Raw genomic sequence first — 17,096 nt, 5'->3', positions numbered from 1 at the left:
GGTCCTGGAGGGCAATGGCCCGGTCTGCGATGCAAAATATTCAGTGATTTTATCAGATAAGTGGGCAGGGAACAGCTGATCAGGCATGTGGTATGCGTCCAGCTTGCTGTATAATGCCCGCCATTGATTCAGGACAAGTTCCTGTCCCTGGCAGGCGGAATGCACAGATTTGAGGTTTTAATATGACTGACGAAAAAACAAACCAGCAATGGGGTGGCCGTTTTAATGAACCAACGGATGCTTTTGTTGCCCGCTTTACCGCCTCGGTAGAGTTTGATCAGCGTATGTATAAGCAGGATATCGAAGGCTCTGTCGCTCATGCCAAGATGCTTACCAAAGTGGGTGTTCTGACCGAAGCTGAGTGCAGCGATATTCTGACCGGGCTGGCTGAAATTCAGTCTGATATTGAAAATGGCAACTTCGAGTGGTCTATCGAGCTCGAAGATGTACATATGAACATCGAAGCGGCACTGACTAAGAAGATCGGTGTAACCGGTAAGAAACTGCATACGGGGCGTTCCCGTAATGATCAGGTAGCGACCGATATTCGTTTGTATGTTCGCGATGAGATCGATCGTGTGCTGGCTGAGATTACTCGTCTGCAGCAAGGTATTATCGGTCTGGCTCGTCAGGAATCTGATACTGTGATGCCGGGCTTCACCCACCTTCAGACAGCTCAGCCGGTCACTTTTGGTCATCATCTGATGGCCTGGTTTGAAATGCTAAGTCGTGATTACGAGCGTTTTGCCGATTGCCGCAAGCGGGTCAATATTCTGCCATTAGGTGCCGCAGCACTGGCTGGCACCACTTATCCTATTGATCGTCACATGACCACTGAGCTACTGGGCTTTACTGCGCCCACTGAAAACTCGCTGGACTCTGTGTCAGATCGTGACTTTGCGATCGAATTTTGTGCCGCCTCAAGTATTCTGATGATGCATATGACCCGCTACTCGGAAGAGTTGGTAATGTGGGCATCTGCGCAGTTTAACTTTATTAACCTCCCGGATCGTTTCTGCACTGGTTCTTCTATCATGCCGCAGAAAAAGAATCCGGATGTGCCTGAGCTGGTACGGGGTAAGAGCGGTCGTGTTTATGGCCATTTGATGTCTTTGCTGACGCTCATGAAGTCCCAGCCCCTGGCTTATAATAAAGACAATCAGGAAGATAAAGAGCCGCTGTTTGATGCGATTGATACAGTAAAAGGTTGTCTGCGAGCTTTTGCTGATATGGTGCCGGCCATTGAAGCTAAGCGTGACAGCATGCGTGAAGCGGCGTTGCGCGGCTTCTCTACTGCGACAGATCTGGCTGATTATGTGGTACGTAAAGGTATCCCATTCCGTGATGCGCACGAGATAGTAGGTAAAGCCGTTGCCTACGGGATCGAGCAAAATAAAGATCTGGGCGAGATGACGCTTGAAGAACTACAGCAGTTCTCTGATCAGATTACCGCTGATGTTTTCGATGTCCTGACTCTGGATGGTTCGGTCAGTGCCCGTGACCATATTGGCGGTACAGCTCCGAAGCAGGTGCTTGCAGCCTGTGATCGTGCTGAGAAGATGTTGGCTCAGCGTTAAACTTTCTTTATTCAAAAGCCCGTTGCGGTCTGGCCGCAACGGGTTTTTTATTGTCCGCAATTTGCGCGTATCTGCCACTTAATTCAGATGACTACTCAACATGGTTTATTAGGTTAAACAAATGTTCTACTAAAGGGTTACATTTAGGAGTCATAGGTTGTAATAAAAAAATTAATAAGCGCTACAAATAAGTTTGGGTTGCTCGCCTAATAATGGAGGTCGGTTAGTGTATAACCGGATTGATGGATGAGAATTAATATCACCTATAAACTGACTGCCGGTTTCGCCCTGATGGTACTGTTTATCGTTGTTGTAGGCGCTGGTGGCCTGATTGCCAGCCGGACCATATCGGATCACTTTTTTAAAGTGTCTGATAATGTAATCCCATCGCTGTCCGGTAGTTTCCAGCAGATGATCTATCTGGAAGAGGTGAATTCTGAGCTTTTTGCTGCGTTATCCCAGAACAAAGTCAAAGACCTGAATCGTAAACGTCAGGCGGTAAAAAAACGTATTGCTCAGTTTAATGAAGCTCAGACTCAGGTTGCTGAAAAGGTTGCAGGTAACCCGGTTTTGACGGAACAATTGAATAACGTTCAGGCGCTGAGTCAACAGTTTTTTGGTGTGACTGAAAAAGTATTGGCAGATCGCAAACAGTCTTTGATATTAGGCTTTCGAACGCAGCAGGCAGAAATTGAGTTTCAGGGCTTTGGCGATTCTATGAATGCCTGGATGCAGCGTTTATCCGAAACTCAGCCCGGTCCTTTGGTGATAGAACGGGCGAAAGAGCTGAGTCTGATGTTTAGTATGCATCGCTTTCAGCTGGTAAATTATCAGCGTACCAGAGGCTTAGACGAGCTAAATACCGTGTTGGCTGATAATGAGGGCGAATTACTGCGGGCCTATCAGGAACTTGCCAAGGTGGTGCCAAATCCCCAGGTGTTAAAGCGAACAGTTGATTCCATCCTTAATCATCTATATGGCGATGGTTTAGTGGCTTTTTATACTAAACAGGCTGGGGCTAATGCGAAGCTGGCAGATGAGTTAGCGAAAACAGACCAGTTGATCATCCAGGCAAGAGAAGCGATGAATGGTTTTATTGCTGCGAATAATCAATTGGCGATAACGGCTCGTAGTGAGGCTGAGGAACAGGTCAGTTTTAGCCATATCTGGATTTTAGGATTGTTGGTAGGTTCGGTTGTTTTCGCGCTGATTATTGCTGTTGTTCTGGTACAAACTATCCGTATTCCTCTGGCCCATATTCATCAGGGACTAAGTGCTATGCGTCAGGGTGATCTGGGGGTTTCATTTGAAGTAAAACGTCAGGATGAATTTGGTGATCTGAGTCGTTATCTGAATACCGTTGTAAAAGGCTTAAATGAGATTCTTCAGCAGGTAGCGCAAGGCTCAGAGCGTTTGTCGGATGTGGCGCATAAAAATGCAGCAATCAGTCAACAAACGACCCAATCCATGAGTATGCAAAGTATGCAACTGGAGCAAACATCTTCAGCGGCTGTCGAGATGGAGCATAGTGTTGCCGAAGTGGCGGGTCACAGTAAAACCACATTGAACGCGGTGCATGAGTTTGAGTCGCTGAGTCAAAATGTAAGTCAGCAGATGCTGGATACTATTGCCAGTATCGAGACGCAAGCCAAAGGTATAGATAATGCGATGGGTGTGAGTAATGAGCTGTCGGCCTTTGGTGAGCAGATCGTCACTATTCTGACCAGCATTCAGGGAATCGCAGATAAGACCAACCTGTTGGCACTCAATGCAGCGATAGAGGCTGCCCGGGCCGGTGAACAGGGCCGGGGCTTTGCTGTTGTAGCCGATGAGGTACGTGCGCTGGCGGGCAGAACCCGGGAGTCTGTACAGGATATTCAAACCATGGTCGGGAGTATGCAGGATGCTATACAGCGAGTTTCATCGGTGATGGATCAGAGCTATCAGCAAACCCAGAACTGTGTTGATCAGGCAAACCGTTCGCAGGAAGTTCTGCAGGCTATGAATGATGCGGTTTCGCATATCAGAGACCTGAATGCCTTCATCGAAAATGCGGCGAATGAGCAAACGCAGGCGGTGGCGGAGGTTAGTCAGACACTGGTCTCTATTAATTCGGCGGCGGCAGAGACTTCACAGGGGGCTGATAGTGCGGCAGAAAGTAGCCACGAGCTATTAGATGTGGTGCAGCAGCAACAGACATTACTGGGGCGCTTCTCAATGAGTTAGCTCTCTATGAATTAACGTTCTCAACCAGTAACGGATAAAACAAAAAAAACCCGCATAGTGCGGGTTTTTTGAATCAGTGCATTTAGTTCAGGGTGATATCGACCATCAGGTCGCCGGCGATATCTTCCAGCGACTGTTGCAGGTCATCCAGGTCCACTCCGGCAGGTACCAGCAGGTCTGCTTCGGCTTTGAATAGTTGCTCTGCGGACATTGAGCCGCTGACCAGCTCAGTGGACAGGCGTTCAACGTTGATATTGTAACCGTTGAGTGCCTGAGAAATTTCCCGCACGATACCTTGCTTGTCGTGGCCTATCAGCTCCAGAGAGATGCTATTGCAGTTGGTTTCAGGCTTAGCTTCCTGACTCTTCTCCGCAATAATTTTTAATCCTTGTGAATCCAGGGCCTCTAAGGCGCTGAGCAGGGCTTCTGTCTGAGCATCTGGAACGGCGACAATAAGAATGCCGGCAAACTTTCCCGCCAGACGGGACATGCTACTTTCTAGCCAGTTACCCTGGTGTGCTGCAATAGTTTGGGACAGCTGTTCTACCAGACCGGGCTGGTCTGGAGCGATCACTGTAAGTACGAGAGATGTCATTATTGTCTGCTCCTGTATATTGTATCTGGGCCGGGATCACTGTCCCCGTTGATCCCGGCTTATAGCACGCCTGTGCAGAACAGGCTTACCTAGGATTATAAACACAGATGAGCGAGATACTCACGGCCTTATGGCCTGTTTTTGCACTACTTTGTGTAGGTCACGGTATTCGAAGGCTTGGATTTCCCGGCGATGGCTTCTGGGAACCCGCTGAAAAGCTGATCTATTTTCTGTTGTTTCCTACATTGCTGATCTACAAGCTGAGCCTGGCTGATGTGAGTGCTGTTCCCTTACAAAAGGTTGCGGTTGCGATAGGTGTTTTATTATTAACCGGGACATTGTTGCTGATTCTGGTGCAGAAGTTAAAGCCTATTGCGAATCATAGCTTTACTTCGGTTTATCAGGGCGGGATGCGGTTTAATACCTATGTCGGGCTGGCAGCGAGTGCGGCGATGTTTGGGGATGCGGGGCTGGCGGTCGCTGCGGTTATTATTGCTTTAATGGTGCCTTCGCTGAATCTGTTATGTGTGCTGATATTCAGTCTTTATACCCGGCGTGATGCGGGTTTCAGTAGTGCGTTGTTGGCGGTAATAAAAAACCCACTGATTCTGGCCTGTGTTATCGGTATTTTTCTCAACTATTCCGGGGTTGGTTTGCCTTTCATGCTCCAGTCGGTTGCCGGACTTTTAAGTGGTATGGCGTTACCTTTGGGCTTGCTGGCCGTTGGTGCCGGGTTAAGTCTGTCGGCGTTGCGTAGTGCTGGCGGTGCCGTGCTCTATAGCAGCCTGGTTAAACTGGTGCTGTTTCCATTAATTATGTTGCTTGTTTGTCTGCTTTTTATAGAATCCCGGCTAGTGGCCCAGGTGTTATTGTTGTTTAGCGCCTTGCCCACAGCGTCGACCGCTTATGTATTGGCCAGACAGCTGGGTGGCGATGCACCCATGATGGCCGCCATTATTACTGCTCAAACTCTGCTCTCAATGTTAACGATGCCGTTTGTTTTAGTCTTTTTTCTGGAATTTATCTGAATTTCTTCGAAATGAATGGAACTTTTTGCCGAAATTCACGGTCTTTTATTAAGGTTTTAGTAAAAGTGTCGATAAAGTGCGTATAAGTTCTAGAAAAAGCTTGCCTTTTTTTCTCAATATGGAAAACTTGTGCGCGTTTTTTTGGGCTTTAAGCCAACCAATTCCTTGAGTAGAGAGAAAATGAAAAAAGGTCCGGATTTAGTTGTAGTACTGATAGCTGTTTTTGTACTAGGAACAGTTGCTACCGGTGTAAGTAACAGCAATATTGAGTTTGTATCTTTGGTGGGGCAGGTATTTACGGGCTAACCGCTGTTAGCAATCCTGTTTACCCATCGTTCTTCTGCATTAAAGCCTCAGCTTTAGTGTAAGGCCCCGACTTCTGCGTTATAGCCTCTTTTTCAGGGTAAGAACCTTTACCATTGGAATAGAAGCTTCAGCCTTGTCATACAGTGTTAGCTTCTGAGTAAAAAAACTATTTACGAGCAGGGAGCCTGTTTTTAGTCTTTGCAGGTTAACGGCGTGCAGGATAGAAGTGGCTTTCTGTCGCCACACCTTCAAGCGGGATATCCCAGCTTTCAGTTTTTAACTGCTCAACCTTCTGCAAATCATGAGCTAATCCAATTAGCTGGGTACCGCGTCCTTTTCTCCAACCCTGTTTAAAGGAGAATGTGCGGTCGTAATAACCGCCGCCCATACCCAGGCGTCCGCCCTCCTCATCAAAGGCGACCAGAGGTAGCAGTACCAGGTCTAACGCCCATGCTGGACGGCGAGGCGCTTTGATCAGCGGTGGCTCATCAATTTTGTATATGTTTTTTCTCAGTTGGGTGTCGCTGTTGTATTCAACAAACCAGAGCCGGTTGTGTTTAATCGGGTGCAGGACCGGTAGATAGCACTGTTTTCCCAGCTGGCGACAATAGTGAATGACCTGTTCCGGACTGATCTCACCATCATTAGCCAGATAGAGTGCAATATTTTTACTACGACGGAACTGCGTTAAGCGACGGATAGTCTGTAGCAGCCCCAGTGCATTTTGTTTTTGCTGGGGCACAGTAAGACGACGTCTGGCATTACGCATTTCGCGACGTAGCTTTTGCTTAAAATCAGGTTTTTTATTCATAGTCCGGAACGGAAAAAGAGAAAAAGAGAAAAAGAATGACTCCCCAAGGCTGCGGCGCTGGTTCTGGCCCTGAACCCGAAGGTTCAAGGTGGTAGCCTCTGTATAGAATTAGGCTTTCCGACTGGCGGACATGCGCATCATCTATACGAAAGACTTCCTAAGGTGTGATTATCGGCTCAAGGGACGTAACCAGACAACCAATAGCCCCAGGGAGCTGACGCTATTATACTGCTGTAAAAGGGAAAGTCAGCTCTTGAATTAAAACTTTATTGTGCTAAAGATCGGCCGGTGTTATTGCCGTAAGTTTATGAAAATAATGCTGATTTAAGTTCTGATGAAAAGAATTCACTCTATAGTCTTACTTGGTAACCTGAATTGAATCCTTGTCTGGCAGAGCTTGCTCTATTAACTGCCCCATCAATTCCAGTCGTTGAGTGACTGCTTGCTGCTCTGATTTATTGCTGCTATGCAGTTCGTAGGCAATATTGAGGGCCGCCATGACGGCGACCTTTTCGGCGCCAATTATTCTTCCGCCAGCTCGGATCTCCTGCATTTTCTTATCCAGGTAAGCTGCTGATTTAATCAGATCCGGCTCTGCATCAGATGGACAGGCAACCACATATTCTTTGCCAAGCAAGGTCACTGAAATATTTCTTGGAGTGTTGTTCATGCCTGTTGCTCCAGGTTTTTCAGGCGGCTGATCATCGCATCGACTTTCTGGCCGGTATGCGTATTCATCTGCAGTAGCTGGCTACGTTCTTCGCGCATGCTACTCAGTTGTTGGCGCAGAGCCTGGTTTTCCTGCTCTAATTTCTGGCAATGGCTAACCAGTTGCGAGATTTGATTTTCCAGCTTGTCTAAGACATATGCAGACATAGTTTCAGGCTCTTTTGTAGGAGCCAGTATAATAAGCGGAAATTGCTCATCAATCGAGACCTGATTCGTGGTGCCGTTAGTGTTGAAGTGCTAGGATATGAGTCCATTAAGATAAGCTGAAACAGAGTAGTGCCGCTCATGTCCGAGACTCAGTCCCCCGAAGAATTTATCCCTGAATATTATGAACTGACCGATGTGCTGACCGCAGAGGACAGTATGACCAGTAGTGCTGCTGAAGTGCATGGTCTGCTGTGCGGTTATCTGTCTGCGGGTGCCCGATTTGGTCACGAAGCCTGGCTTAAGCTGGCTGGCGAACTTATCGATGTTGCCGAATTTCGTCATGAAAGCTCAAAGCTGGCATTGACCGACCTGTATGACGGTGTAGTCGCACAGCTGGAAAACGCTGACTTTGGTTTTCAGTTACTGTTGCCTGATGATGATCTGACGCTGGCTGAACGGGCTGAGGCGCTGGGTAGCTGGTGTCAGGGATACCTGACTGGTTTTGGCTTACATGGCGGTCATACAAATGAATCTCTTACTGATGAGCTGAAAGAAGCCTTGAGTGACATGGAACAGATAGCTCAGATTGAGCTGGCCCCGGAAGAAGATGAAGAAAATGAATCCGATCTGATGGAGCTGCAGGAATATGTCCGTATGGCTTCGATGATGATTTTTAGCGAGTTTAATCCCCAGCAGCCGGATGAACCGGTAGCACCGGGAACAACCCTGCATTGACAGAAAGGTAGCCAGATGCGAATCAGTCAACAAAGCTTTGCTGAACGCCGTCAGAAATTAATGGCGCAGATGAGCGCCGGTAGTGTGGCAATTATTCCCTCCGCCCGGGAAATAGCACGGAATAGGGATGTTGATTATCCGTTTCGTCAGGACAGCGATTTTTACTATCTGACCGGTTTTAATGAGCCGGATGCTGTTCTGGTGTTGGTTCCTGGCCGTACCGAGGGTGTTGTAGTGATGTTTTGCCGCGACCGTGATCCTGAAATGGAGATCTGGAATGGTTATCGCGCAGGCCCCGAAGGGGTGTGCAATCAGTACGGTGCTGACCAGGCTTATGCGATTGATGAGATAGATCAGCAGATGCCGAAGTTACTACAAGGCTGTATTCGCCTTTATTACTCGATCGGCACGGATGAAAAACTCGATAACCAGGTGCGTGGCTGGCTCAATGATATTCGTGCCCAGGCGCGCATGGGTGCGGTAGCGCCGGGCGAAATGGTCATGCTGGATCATTTGCTGCATGAAATGAGGTTATTTAAAGCGGAAGATGAAGCCGAGATGATGCGCGAAGCCGGGCGTATCTCGGCGGAAGCGCATGTACGGGCGATGCAGGCTTGTAAGCCGGGCATGACGGAATATCAGCTAGAAGCTGAGATCACCCACCATTTTGCCGCTAATGGCTGTCGACAGCCCGCTTACTCTTCAATTGTAGGAGGGGGTGATAATGCCTGCGTGTTGCACTACACCGAGAACTGGGACGAGTTACATTCCGGTGACCTGGTATTGATCGATGCGGGTTGTGAGCTGGATTATTACGCCGGTGATATCACTCGAACGTTTCCAGTGTCAGGCAAGTTCAGTCCCGAGCAGCGTGCGGTTTACGAATTGGTATTAAAAGCCCAGCAAGCCTGTATTGATGCCCTGCAACCGGGCGTGCCCTGGAATCGGATTCATGACCTGTCTGTTGAAGTGCTGACAGAAGGGCTGATTGAGCTGGGTCTTTTAAAAGGCGAGCGGGATGAGCTGATTGAAAGTGGCGCTTACCGGGCTTTTTATATGCACCGTATTGGTCACTGGTTGGGTATGGATGTACACGACGTAGGTGACTACAAAATTGCCGGTGACTGGCGTCCACTTGAGCCGGGTATGGTGATGACGGTTGAGCCGGGTATCTATATTTCGCCACAGAATGAACAGGTTGATGAAAAGTGGCGCGGTATTGGTATCCGTATCGAAGATGATGTTCTGATAACCGCAACGGGCAGTGATGTATTAAGCAGTGGCGTGCCTAAGTCTGTTGCCGAGATTGAAGCGCTAATGGGCAGTTAAACGATGAAGCAGCATTACGATATCCTGATTGTTGGTGGCGGTATGGTTGGCGCTAGTCTGGCAACGGCACTGATTCCGGCTGGTCAAAGGTTAGGTCTGTCGATCGCTGTGGTTGAAGCTTTTCCTATGCCCGCCAGTGGCAGCCTGGTATATCAGCCCAGTTACGATGCCCGAGCGACAGCGCTGGCTTACGGTAGTCGCCTGATATACGAACAGATCGGCGTATGGGATCAGTTAAATCAGCATCTGTGCCCGATCAGCGATATTCATGTGTCTGATAAGGGGCGCTTCGGCGTTACCCGGCTTAATGCTGCTCAGGAAAACGTCGCGGCACTAGGTTATGTGGTAGAAAATCACTGGCTGGGTCGGGTGCTGTTAAATCGATTAGAGCAACCTGATGCTGAGCATATTGATCTGCTTTGTCCGGCTGAGGTCACCGCAGTAAGTTATCAGACGGATAATATGGCGGTAAGCCTGCAGCATGAGGGGGCAGAGCACCAGCTGACGGCAGAGTTAGTGGTGATGGCTGACGGCGGTCGTTCAGAGCTGCGCGAACAGTTAGGCATAGGTTATCAACAGCAAAGTTATCAACAGCATGCGTTGGTGACTAATATCAGCCCAGCCGATAGCCATAAGCATATCGCTTACGAACGTTTTACTGATACCGGGCCTATGGCGCTTTTGCCACTTGAAGATGAAGGCAAGAATCATCGTATAGGGCTGGTCTGGACTTTGCCTGATGAGCAGGTTGATGAAGTGATGGCGCTGTCAGATGAGCAATTTATCAGCCGGGTTCATGAGCGCTTTGGTTATCGTGCCGGAGCATTTGTAAAAGTGGGTGAACGCTTTAGTTACCCTCTCAAACTGAGTCTTGCTGATGAGCAGGTGCGTAAAGGGCTGGTGGTTCTGGGTAATGCTGCTCACTCGCTGCATCCTATTGCCGGACAGGGGTATAACCTGGCGTTGCGAGGCGTTGTCTCTCTGGCTGCAGAGCTTATTCGAGCCCGTGAAGCGGGTGTTAATTTGGGCGAACTGGATCATTTGTCCCGTTTTGCTGATCAGGTGAAAAGTGATCAAAGCAAAACCATAGGCTTCAGTGATAAAACCATGAAGCTATTTTCTAATAGTAATTCATTGCTGGCTTTAGGGCGTAGCGCCGGACTGCAGTTGATGGATTGCTGTCCTCTGGCGAAAACTGTTTTTGCCCGCAGTGCTATGGGGTTAGATGTTGCTACCCCTGATCTGCGTTAGCCTGAGCTGGAGAACCGATCATGACAGAACAGACTCAAGCCGATCTGGTTATTGTAGGCGCGGGAATGGTTGGCCTGACACTGGCCGCACTGTTGGCCGATACCGATCTGCAGATTCATATCCTGGAAAGTCGGGATCTGGACCCCTCGGATGCCCTGCAGTGGGAAGCCGGAATACGAGCTTCCGGGTATGATCCCCGGGTCAGCGCGTTAACTATCGCTTCGCAGCAGGTCTTAAGCGTTGCCGGTGCCTGGCAATATATAGAACAGATGCGGTTAATGCCTTATCGCCAGATGGATGTCTGGGATGGTGAAGGTACCGGACAGATTAAATTTGACTGTACAGAGCTGCATGAGCCCTGTCTGGGGCATATTGTTGAAAACCGGGTGACCCAGGCGGCGCTGTGTCAGGTGGTGGCTGAGCAGGATAATGTCACCTTCTGTGCCGGAGAACAGCTAACCGATCTGACCGAAGTGGATGCAGAAGGTCTACGCAGGCTACAGCTGAGTAGTGGCAGGTCGATCCAGGCTAAGCTGGTTGTGGCTGCTGATGGCGCCTTGTCTAATACCCGTCGTTTGGCTGGAATAGGCATGTGGGAATGGGACTATGGCCATCACGCGATAGTAACGACAGTGACAACCGAGCAACCGAACCGGGCAACCTGTTGGCAACGGTTTACTGAAGATGGGCCGTTGGCATTTCTACCCTTGTCTGATGAGTGTCTCAGTTCTATTGTCTGGTCTACCTCACCTGATCATGCCCGTGTATTGATGGAGTTAGATGATGCTGAATTCTGTACGGCGTTAGAGCAGGCGTTTGAGTCGCGTCTGGGTAAAGTGACGGCGACCGATAAACGCTTTGTTTTTCCCCTGCGACAACGGCATGCCCGACAATATGTTAAAGAGGGTTTTGCTGCGATAGGTGATGCGGCTCACACTATCCACCCTTTGGCGGGGCAGGGCGTGAACTTAGGTTTGATGGATGCTGCGGCACTGGCAGAGAATATTCTGGAAGGTATTGAGACAGGCAAGCACTGGCATTCTGAGTTTCATCTGCGCCGTTTTCAACGGGCCCGTCAGAGTGATAATTTACAGATGGCTGCCACCATGGAAAGCTTTAAGCGGTTGTTTAATTCTTCCCAGCCACTGGCGTTATTATTGCGTAATTCCGGTATGAATCTGATGAACCAATTGGCTCCGGTGAAAAATCATATCGTACAGCAGGCTATGGGGCTGAGTGGCAATCTGCCTAAGCTGGCTCAGCGCCCTGTACGAGATTAAAAACTGACTAGACTATTATTTAGATTAACAGATGGGTATCAGTTGAGTGTCCGGATTGCGCAAAATTTGCACTAACCGTTTAATCTATATACATTGGCATCCCTTTTTGGCATTGGCAGGTTATCGCCAGGCTGAGTCTGAGAATAAGAACTAAGGATAAAGGCCCGTACACCGGCCTCAGGAACAAGAGTTACATTTATGGGACAGAAGACCGCACTTTACGAAAAGCACCAGCAGATGAATGCCAAACTGGTTGATTTTGGTGGTTGGGATATGCCGATTAACTACGGCTCGCAGGTAGAAGAACATCACATAGTGCGTAAAGATGCGGGAATGTTTGATGTCTCGCATATGACCGTAGTTGACGTCACAGGCGCTGATGCTAAAGAGTATCTGCAGTACTTGCTGGCTAATGATGTTGCTGGTTTAAAGCAGCAGGGTAAGGCGATGTACAGCGCGATGCTGAATGAGACCGGCGGCGTGGTTGATGATCTGATTGTTTATCTGATGACTGAGCCTCATGTCGGCGGAGAATGGTTTCGGGTGGTTGTGAACTGCGCTACCCGTGAAAAAGATCTGCGTTGGATGGCTGACCATACTGCTCATTTTGATAATGTCGCGCTAACCGAACAGCCGGACCTGGCAATGGTTGCCATTCAGGGGCCTAACGCGCGTAGTAAAGTCGCATCGGTACTGAGTGAATCCCGGGTTAAGCTGATTGATGATCTGACGGTCTTTCAGGGTGTAGAGTCTGAAGGCTGGTTTTTTGCAAGAACTGGCTATACTGGTGAGGATGGTCTTGAGGTGATGGTACCTGAAGATGAAGTCGCCGGTTTTTGGCAGGCGCTTGCTGATGCCGGCGTTAGTCCTTGTGGGCTGGGTGCGCGGGATACCTTGCGACTGGAAGCCGGCATGAATCTTTACGGTGCCGACATGGATGAAAAGGTATCTCCGCTGGCCGCCAACATGGGCTGGACTATTGCGTGGGAGCCTGCCGAACGTAATTTTGTGGGTCGTGAGGTGCTGGAGCAGCAACGTCAGGCCGGCGTGAAAGAAAAGATGATTGGGCTGGTGCTGGAGGCCCGTGGTGTTCTGCGCAGCCATCAGAAAGTAATTATCAATGGTGAGGAAGCTGGCGAGATAACCAGTGGTACATTCTCTCCGACACTGGGCTGCTCAATTGCGATGGCCAGGGTAGCAGCCGGTGCGATCGAAAGCTGTCATGTCGATATGCGTGGCAAGCAGGTTGAAGTAAAAGTAGTGAAACCGTCATTTGTACGTAATGGCGCAAAAGTATTTTCATAAACTCTTAATGTAGGAAAGAGAAAATGAGCGATATCCCAAGCGATCTGAAGTATGTTGCCAGCCATGAATGGATCCGAGATGAGGGCGATGGTGTAGTAACTATTGGTGTTACTGACCATGCACAGGACCTTCTGGGTGATGTGGTTTTTGTAGAATTGCCAGATGTGGGTACTGAGTACGATAATGGCGATGATATCGGTGTGGTTGAATCGGTAAAAGCGGCATCAGATATTTATGCGCCACTAAGCGGTGAGATTGTTGCCGTAAACGAAGAGCTGGAAGATTCACCTGAGCAGGTTAATAGCGACCCTTATGGTGATGGCTGGTTTATTAAGCTTCGTCTGTCAGATACGTCTGAGCTGGATGCCCTGTTAGATGCAGAAGGTTACGCTGAGCTGTGTGAAGCAGAAGCTTAAAACCTGGTGTCTACTCATAAGCCCTGCCTTTGGCAGGGCTTTCTGTTTTCAGGGTCGTGGGCGATATAATTCCTGCTATCCATTTGAATAAAATTTTCTGAAGGTAATTCCCTTGCAACAACTACGTTTGAATGCTGGCGCCGATAAGCGTCTCCGTGGTGGCCATGTCTGGATCTACAGTAATGAAGTCAACACAAAGGAAACACCGCTAAAGCAGTTTGAACCTGGTGAGCAGGTAGTGGTTGAGAGTGCGGGCGGTAAGGCGTTAGGGTTGGCTTATATTAATCCTAATACACTCATCTGTGGCCGTTTATTTAGTCGTACAGTGAAGACGCCACTGGATCGTTCGCTGATCGTGCACCGTCTGAATATTGCGCTTTCTCTGCGTGAAGCGTGCTTTGATAAGCCTTGCTATCGTTTGGTGTTTGGCGACAGTGATGGTTTGTCTGGTCTGGTGATCGACCGTTTCTTCGATATCTTTGTTGTGCAGATCTCTACCGCAGGTATGGAGTTGCTGAAAGAGGATATCGTTGCTGCGATTGAAAAAGTATTCAAACCTCAGGGTATCTTGTTCCGCAATGATGGCAAAATGCGTCAGACGGAAGGGCTCGAAAGTTACTCTGAAGTGGCGTTTGGCGAAGTGCCTGAACTGGTGCCTTTTGAAGAAAACGGTGTGCCTTTTGTGGCGCCGGTTCATAAAGGCCAGAAAACCGGTTGGTTTTATGATCACCGCCTTAACCGCGCGCGGATGCAACAACATGTGCAGGGCAAGCGGGTACTGGATCTGTTTAGTTACATTGGTGGTTGGGGCGTACAGGCGCTGGCTGCGGGTGCAGACCATGTGACTTGTCTGGATGCTTCTGAGTTTGCCTTGGATGTTGCTGATGAGAATGCCCGTCTGAATGATGCTTCAGATCGCTTCCAGACATTACATGGTGATGCCTTCAATGGCTGTAAAATGTTGCTGGAAGAAGATGAAAAGTTTGATGTGGTGATTCTGGATCCACCGGGCTTTATTCAGAAGCGTAAGGATATCCGTAACGGCGAGCAGGCCTATAAGCGGATGAACCAGTTGGCGATGCGTCTGGTGGCTAAGAATGGCATCCTGATCTCGGCGTCCTGTTCTATGCACCTGCAGCGTGAGCGGCTGGTGGATATCATTCGCTCTGAAAGCCGTGCACTGGATCGTCAGGCGCAGATCTTTGATCAGGGTCATCAGGGCGGTGACCATCCGGTGCATCCGGCCATCCCGGAAACGGATTACCTTAAATCCTACTTTGTCAGGATGCTGCCTGTATCCTGATGCCCGATGGGGTATTGCGGAATTAAAAAAATGCGCCATTGGCGCATTTTTTTTTATCTCTCAGACTGCTCTTTATGCAACCCGGCAATGTTTTAGTTGCTGATTCAGGGCCGCCATGACTTCGCCTCTGCGTACTACGCCGACCAGTTTATCGCCATCCATTACGGGGTAAATTTTGGGCTTATTAGTCGCCATCATCTGGGCCATTTCAAGAATGGTATTGGTTGGTTTAACGGTCAATGGCTCTTTATGCATCATATCTCTGACCAGAACATGGCTGTCGCAATGATAGCTGTCATCCAGTAAGTAGGGGATACAGTCATGCTCGGATAAGAAACCCACCAGTTTTTTCTGGTTATCCACAACCGGTAGTCCGATTACTTTGTTGCTCATTAAATGATCTACCGCCTGTGCCAGAGACATCTCTTCATGCAATGGAACCAGGTGTTCAGACATGATGTCCTGTATCAGAATCATTGTCTTATCCTCCTGTTTGGGAATCTCTGAACAAGCCCTGAAATTAGCAGGTGCTAGCTGAAGTGCGTCATCATTGACCATGGTTTTGAATCAGTTCTTATTGGCAGATTCCTTGGTTACTAATTACAGTGTTGCACTGAATACAGGATTTCACCAATCAGATAAGGCTATCTGACCGATAGCGACAATCTAAGATCCCTTTGCTGGTCATAAAAAAGCCCGGCATAAGCCGGGCTTTTAAAAATCTTTAGCATTATCGCAGGCTGATAATCGGCCAGCTGTTCGCTTCAGCGGCTTGTTTGAGTAGCTCATCAGGGTCAACAGCTACCGGATTGCTGACAAGATCTAACAGAGGTTTGTCATTGATAGAGTCGCTATAAAAATAGCTGCCTTCCAGTGAGTGATCATTGTCATTCAACCAGCTATTGAGGCGTTCAACTTTGCCCGCCTGAAAGCAGGGAGTACCCGCTATCTTACCGGTATACTGACCTTCTATCTGTTCAGGATCGGTTGCCAGAGTATCATCAACGCCTAGTTTTGCGGCGATAGGGCCGGTAACAAAACGGTTGGTTGCTGTAATGATAAGGAGGAAATCGCCCTGATCCCGATGCTTTTGTAATAACGTTGCGGCTTTATCCAGCATCATCGGCGCTACCTTTTCCTGCATAAACTGATCATGCAGTGCTTGTAGCGTGGCAGCGTCATTTTCGGCTAGCGGCTTTAGTGCAAATTCCAGGAATTCAAATATATCCAGAGTGCCGGCTTTGTACTGCTGATAAAAATAGTCATTTGCCTGACGGTATGCCTCAACATCGACAATGCCCTTTTCGCATAGGAACTCGCCCCAGGCATGATCACTATCACCATTTAACAAGGTATTATCTAAATCGAAAATCGCCAGACTCAATTTTGTATCTCCAACCGTTTGAAAGAGCGCTTAGGATAGTGGCTCGGCATGGCGTAGGCAATTGTTAATCAGCTCTATTTGCTGAACTACCTGATATTATGGAACAATAGCTGAAAAGATTTTGTAAGGAATTCACCGTGATAGATTCAGATGGGTTCAGGCCGAATGTCGGTATCATTCTGGCTAACTCGATGGGTCAGGTGCTTTGGGCAAGACGAATAGGTCAGAATGCGTGGCAGTTCCCTCAAGGGGGGATTAACGAGGAAGAGACGCCAGAACAGGCGATGTACCGGGAATTGAAAGAAGAGATCGGTCTCACCTCTGCTGATGTCGAGGTGATTGCTGTCACCCGGGGTTGGTTACGCTACCGACTGCCCAAACGTATGATCAGGCACCATTCCCATCCGGTTTGTGTAGGACAGAAGCAAAAATGGTTTCTGTTACGAATGTTGAGTGAAGATAATGCTGTGTCAATTGATGACACAGATTCCCCCGAGTTTGATGGCTGGCGCTGGGTTAGTTACTGGTACCCGCTGGGTCAGGTAGTTGCGTTTAAACGGGATGTATACCGTAAAGCGATGCGTGAGTTATCACCGAAGCTAACCCGGCTGGTTTTGGGAGGCTGGTAGTCTGGGACTTATTCGCAGGCTTCCTGAGAGTTTGTAAGCTAAAAG

The 17,096-nt window shown here is 48.7% G+C and carries 17 protein-coding genes and 1 other RNA gene; 11 read left to right on the top strand and 7 right to left on the bottom strand.

The window, feature by feature from the left end; translation table 11 throughout:
* The first annotated feature begins 182 nt into the window (after positions 1-182).
* Together argH and EHS89_RS18125 are read left to right on the top strand one after the other, a co-directional pair.
* The gene (argH, locus tag EHS89_RS18130) at positions 183-1,577 is read left to right on the top strand and encodes an argininosuccinate lyase (protein WP_124927582.1); all 1,395 of its coding nucleotides are present in this window, start codon (positions 183-185) and stop codon (positions 1,575-1,577) included.
* 246 nt (positions 1,578-1,823) lie between these two features.
* Complete coding sequence (locus EHS89_RS18125) at positions 1,824-3,803, top strand: methyl-accepting chemotaxis protein (protein WP_124927581.1); 1,980 nt, start codon at positions 1,824-1,826, stop codon at positions 3,801-3,803.
* Positions 3,804-3,885: 82 nt separating this feature from the next.
* On the opposite strand, the gene EHS89_RS18120 is transcribed toward EHS89_RS18125, so the two are convergent.
* Positions 3,886-4,398 (bottom strand): glycine cleavage system transcriptional repressor, encoded by a 513-nt coding sequence (locus tag EHS89_RS18120; protein ID WP_124927580.1) that lies wholly within the window; start codon positions 4,396-4,398, stop codon positions 3,886-3,888.
* Positions 4,399-4,505: 107 nt separating this feature from the next.
* Here EHS89_RS18120 and EHS89_RS18115 point away from each other — a divergent pair, with 107 nt between their 5' ends.
* Entirely contained in the window at positions 4,506-5,426 is a 921-nt protein-coding gene (locus tag EHS89_RS18115; RefSeq protein ID WP_124927579.1) for an AEC family transporter, read from the top strand.
* Positions 5,427-5,937: 511 nt separating this feature from the next.
* Here EHS89_RS18115 and EHS89_RS18110 read toward each other — a convergent pair.
* The 4 genes from EHS89_RS18110 to EHS89_RS18095 all read right to left on the bottom strand — a co-directional run bounded on the left by EHS89_RS18110 (position 5,938) and on the right by EHS89_RS18095 (position 7,419).
* Positions 5,938-6,543: a 5-formyltetrahydrofolate cyclo-ligase gene (locus EHS89_RS18110; protein WP_124927578.1), complete on the bottom strand. Its 606-nt coding sequence runs from the start codon at positions 6,541-6,543 to the stop codon at positions 5,938-5,940.
* 36 nt (positions 6,544-6,579) lie between these two features.
* Positions 6,580-6,759: non-coding RNA, 6S RNA (gene ssrS / locus EHS89_RS18105), on the bottom strand.
* Between the two features lie 142 nt (positions 6,760-6,901).
* Positions 6,902-7,213 carry a cell division protein ZapA gene (locus EHS89_RS18100; RefSeq protein WP_124927577.1) on the bottom strand — a complete coding sequence of 104 codons (312 nt, stop codon included), beginning with the start codon at positions 7,211-7,213 and terminating at the stop codon, positions 6,902-6,904.
* The gene (locus EHS89_RS18095; RefSeq protein WP_124927576.1) at positions 7,210-7,419 is read right to left on the bottom strand and encodes a TIGR02449 family protein; all 210 of its coding nucleotides are present in this window, start codon (positions 7,417-7,419) and stop codon (positions 7,210-7,212) included. Before EHS89_RS18095 ends, EHS89_RS18100 begins: the two co-directional genes overlap by 4 nt.
* 138 nt (positions 7,420-7,557) lie before the next feature.
* Between EHS89_RS18095 and EHS89_RS18090 the strand changes: the two genes are divergently transcribed.
* From EHS89_RS18090 to EHS89_RS18060, 7 genes are all read left to right on the top strand, one after another.
* Positions 7,558-8,154, top strand: coding sequence for a UPF0149 family protein (locus EHS89_RS18090; protein ID WP_124927575.1), 597 nt, complete (start codon positions 7,558-7,560; stop codon positions 8,152-8,154).
* Between the two features lie 15 nt (positions 8,155-8,169).
* Complete coding sequence (gene pepP / locus EHS89_RS18085; RefSeq protein WP_124927574.1) at positions 8,170-9,483, top strand: Xaa-Pro aminopeptidase; 1,314 nt, start codon at positions 8,170-8,172, stop codon at positions 9,481-9,483.
* A gap of 3 nt (positions 9,484-9,486) precedes the next feature.
* Positions 9,487-10,734 carry a 2-octaprenyl-6-methoxyphenyl hydroxylase gene (gene ubiH / locus EHS89_RS18080; RefSeq protein WP_124927573.1) on the top strand — a complete coding sequence of 416 codons (1,248 nt, stop codon included), beginning with the start codon at positions 9,487-9,489 and terminating at the stop codon, positions 10,732-10,734.
* Between the two features lie 20 nt (positions 10,735-10,754).
* A complete protein-coding gene (locus EHS89_RS18075; protein ID WP_124927572.1) occupies positions 10,755-12,014 on the top strand; it encodes a UbiH/UbiF/VisC/COQ6 family ubiquinone biosynthesis hydroxylase in 1,260 nt (419 codons plus the stop codon).
* A gap of 198 nt (positions 12,015-12,212) precedes the next feature.
* On the top strand, positions 12,213-13,319 hold the full coding sequence (gene gcvT / locus EHS89_RS18070) for a glycine cleavage system aminomethyltransferase GcvT (RefSeq protein WP_124927571.1): 1,107 nt from the start codon (positions 12,213-12,215) through the stop codon (positions 13,317-13,319).
* Between the two features lie 23 nt (positions 13,320-13,342).
* Positions 13,343-13,735, top strand: a complete 393-nt coding sequence (gcvH, locus tag EHS89_RS18065; protein WP_124927570.1) for a glycine cleavage system protein GcvH — start codon at positions 13,343-13,345, stop codon at positions 13,733-13,735.
* Positions 13,736-13,847: 112 nt separating this feature from the next.
* A complete protein-coding gene (locus EHS89_RS18060; protein ID WP_124927569.1) occupies positions 13,848-15,038 on the top strand; it encodes a class I SAM-dependent rRNA methyltransferase in 1,191 nt (396 codons plus the stop codon).
* Positions 15,039-15,110: 72 nt separating this feature from the next.
* Here the strand turns inward: EHS89_RS18060 and EHS89_RS18055 are convergent, their stop codons facing one another.
* Entirely contained in the window at positions 15,111-15,515 is a 405-nt protein-coding gene (locus EHS89_RS18055) for a CBS domain-containing protein (RefSeq protein ID WP_124927568.1), read from the bottom strand.
* Positions 15,516-15,768: 253 nt separating this feature from the next.
* Positions 15,769-16,422, bottom strand: coding sequence for a histidinol-phosphatase (locus EHS89_RS18050; RefSeq protein ID WP_124927567.1), 654 nt, complete (start codon positions 16,420-16,422; stop codon positions 15,769-15,771).
* Positions 16,423-16,559: 137 nt separating this feature from the next.
* Between EHS89_RS18050 and rppH the strand changes: the two genes are divergently transcribed.
* Positions 16,560-17,051: an RNA pyrophosphohydrolase gene (gene rppH, locus EHS89_RS18045; protein ID WP_124927566.1), complete on the top strand. Its 492-nt coding sequence runs from the start codon at positions 16,560-16,562 to the stop codon at positions 17,049-17,051.
* Positions 17,052-17,096: the final 45 nt, after the last annotated feature.

The sequence above is a fragment of the Amphritea balenae genome, from assembly GCF_003858655.1.
Lineage (GTDB): Bacteria > Pseudomonadota > Gammaproteobacteria > Pseudomonadales > Balneatricaceae > Amphritea > Amphritea balenae.
Note: the sequence above shows the minus strand (reverse complement) of the source record. Positions and strands in the feature narration are given on the sequence as shown.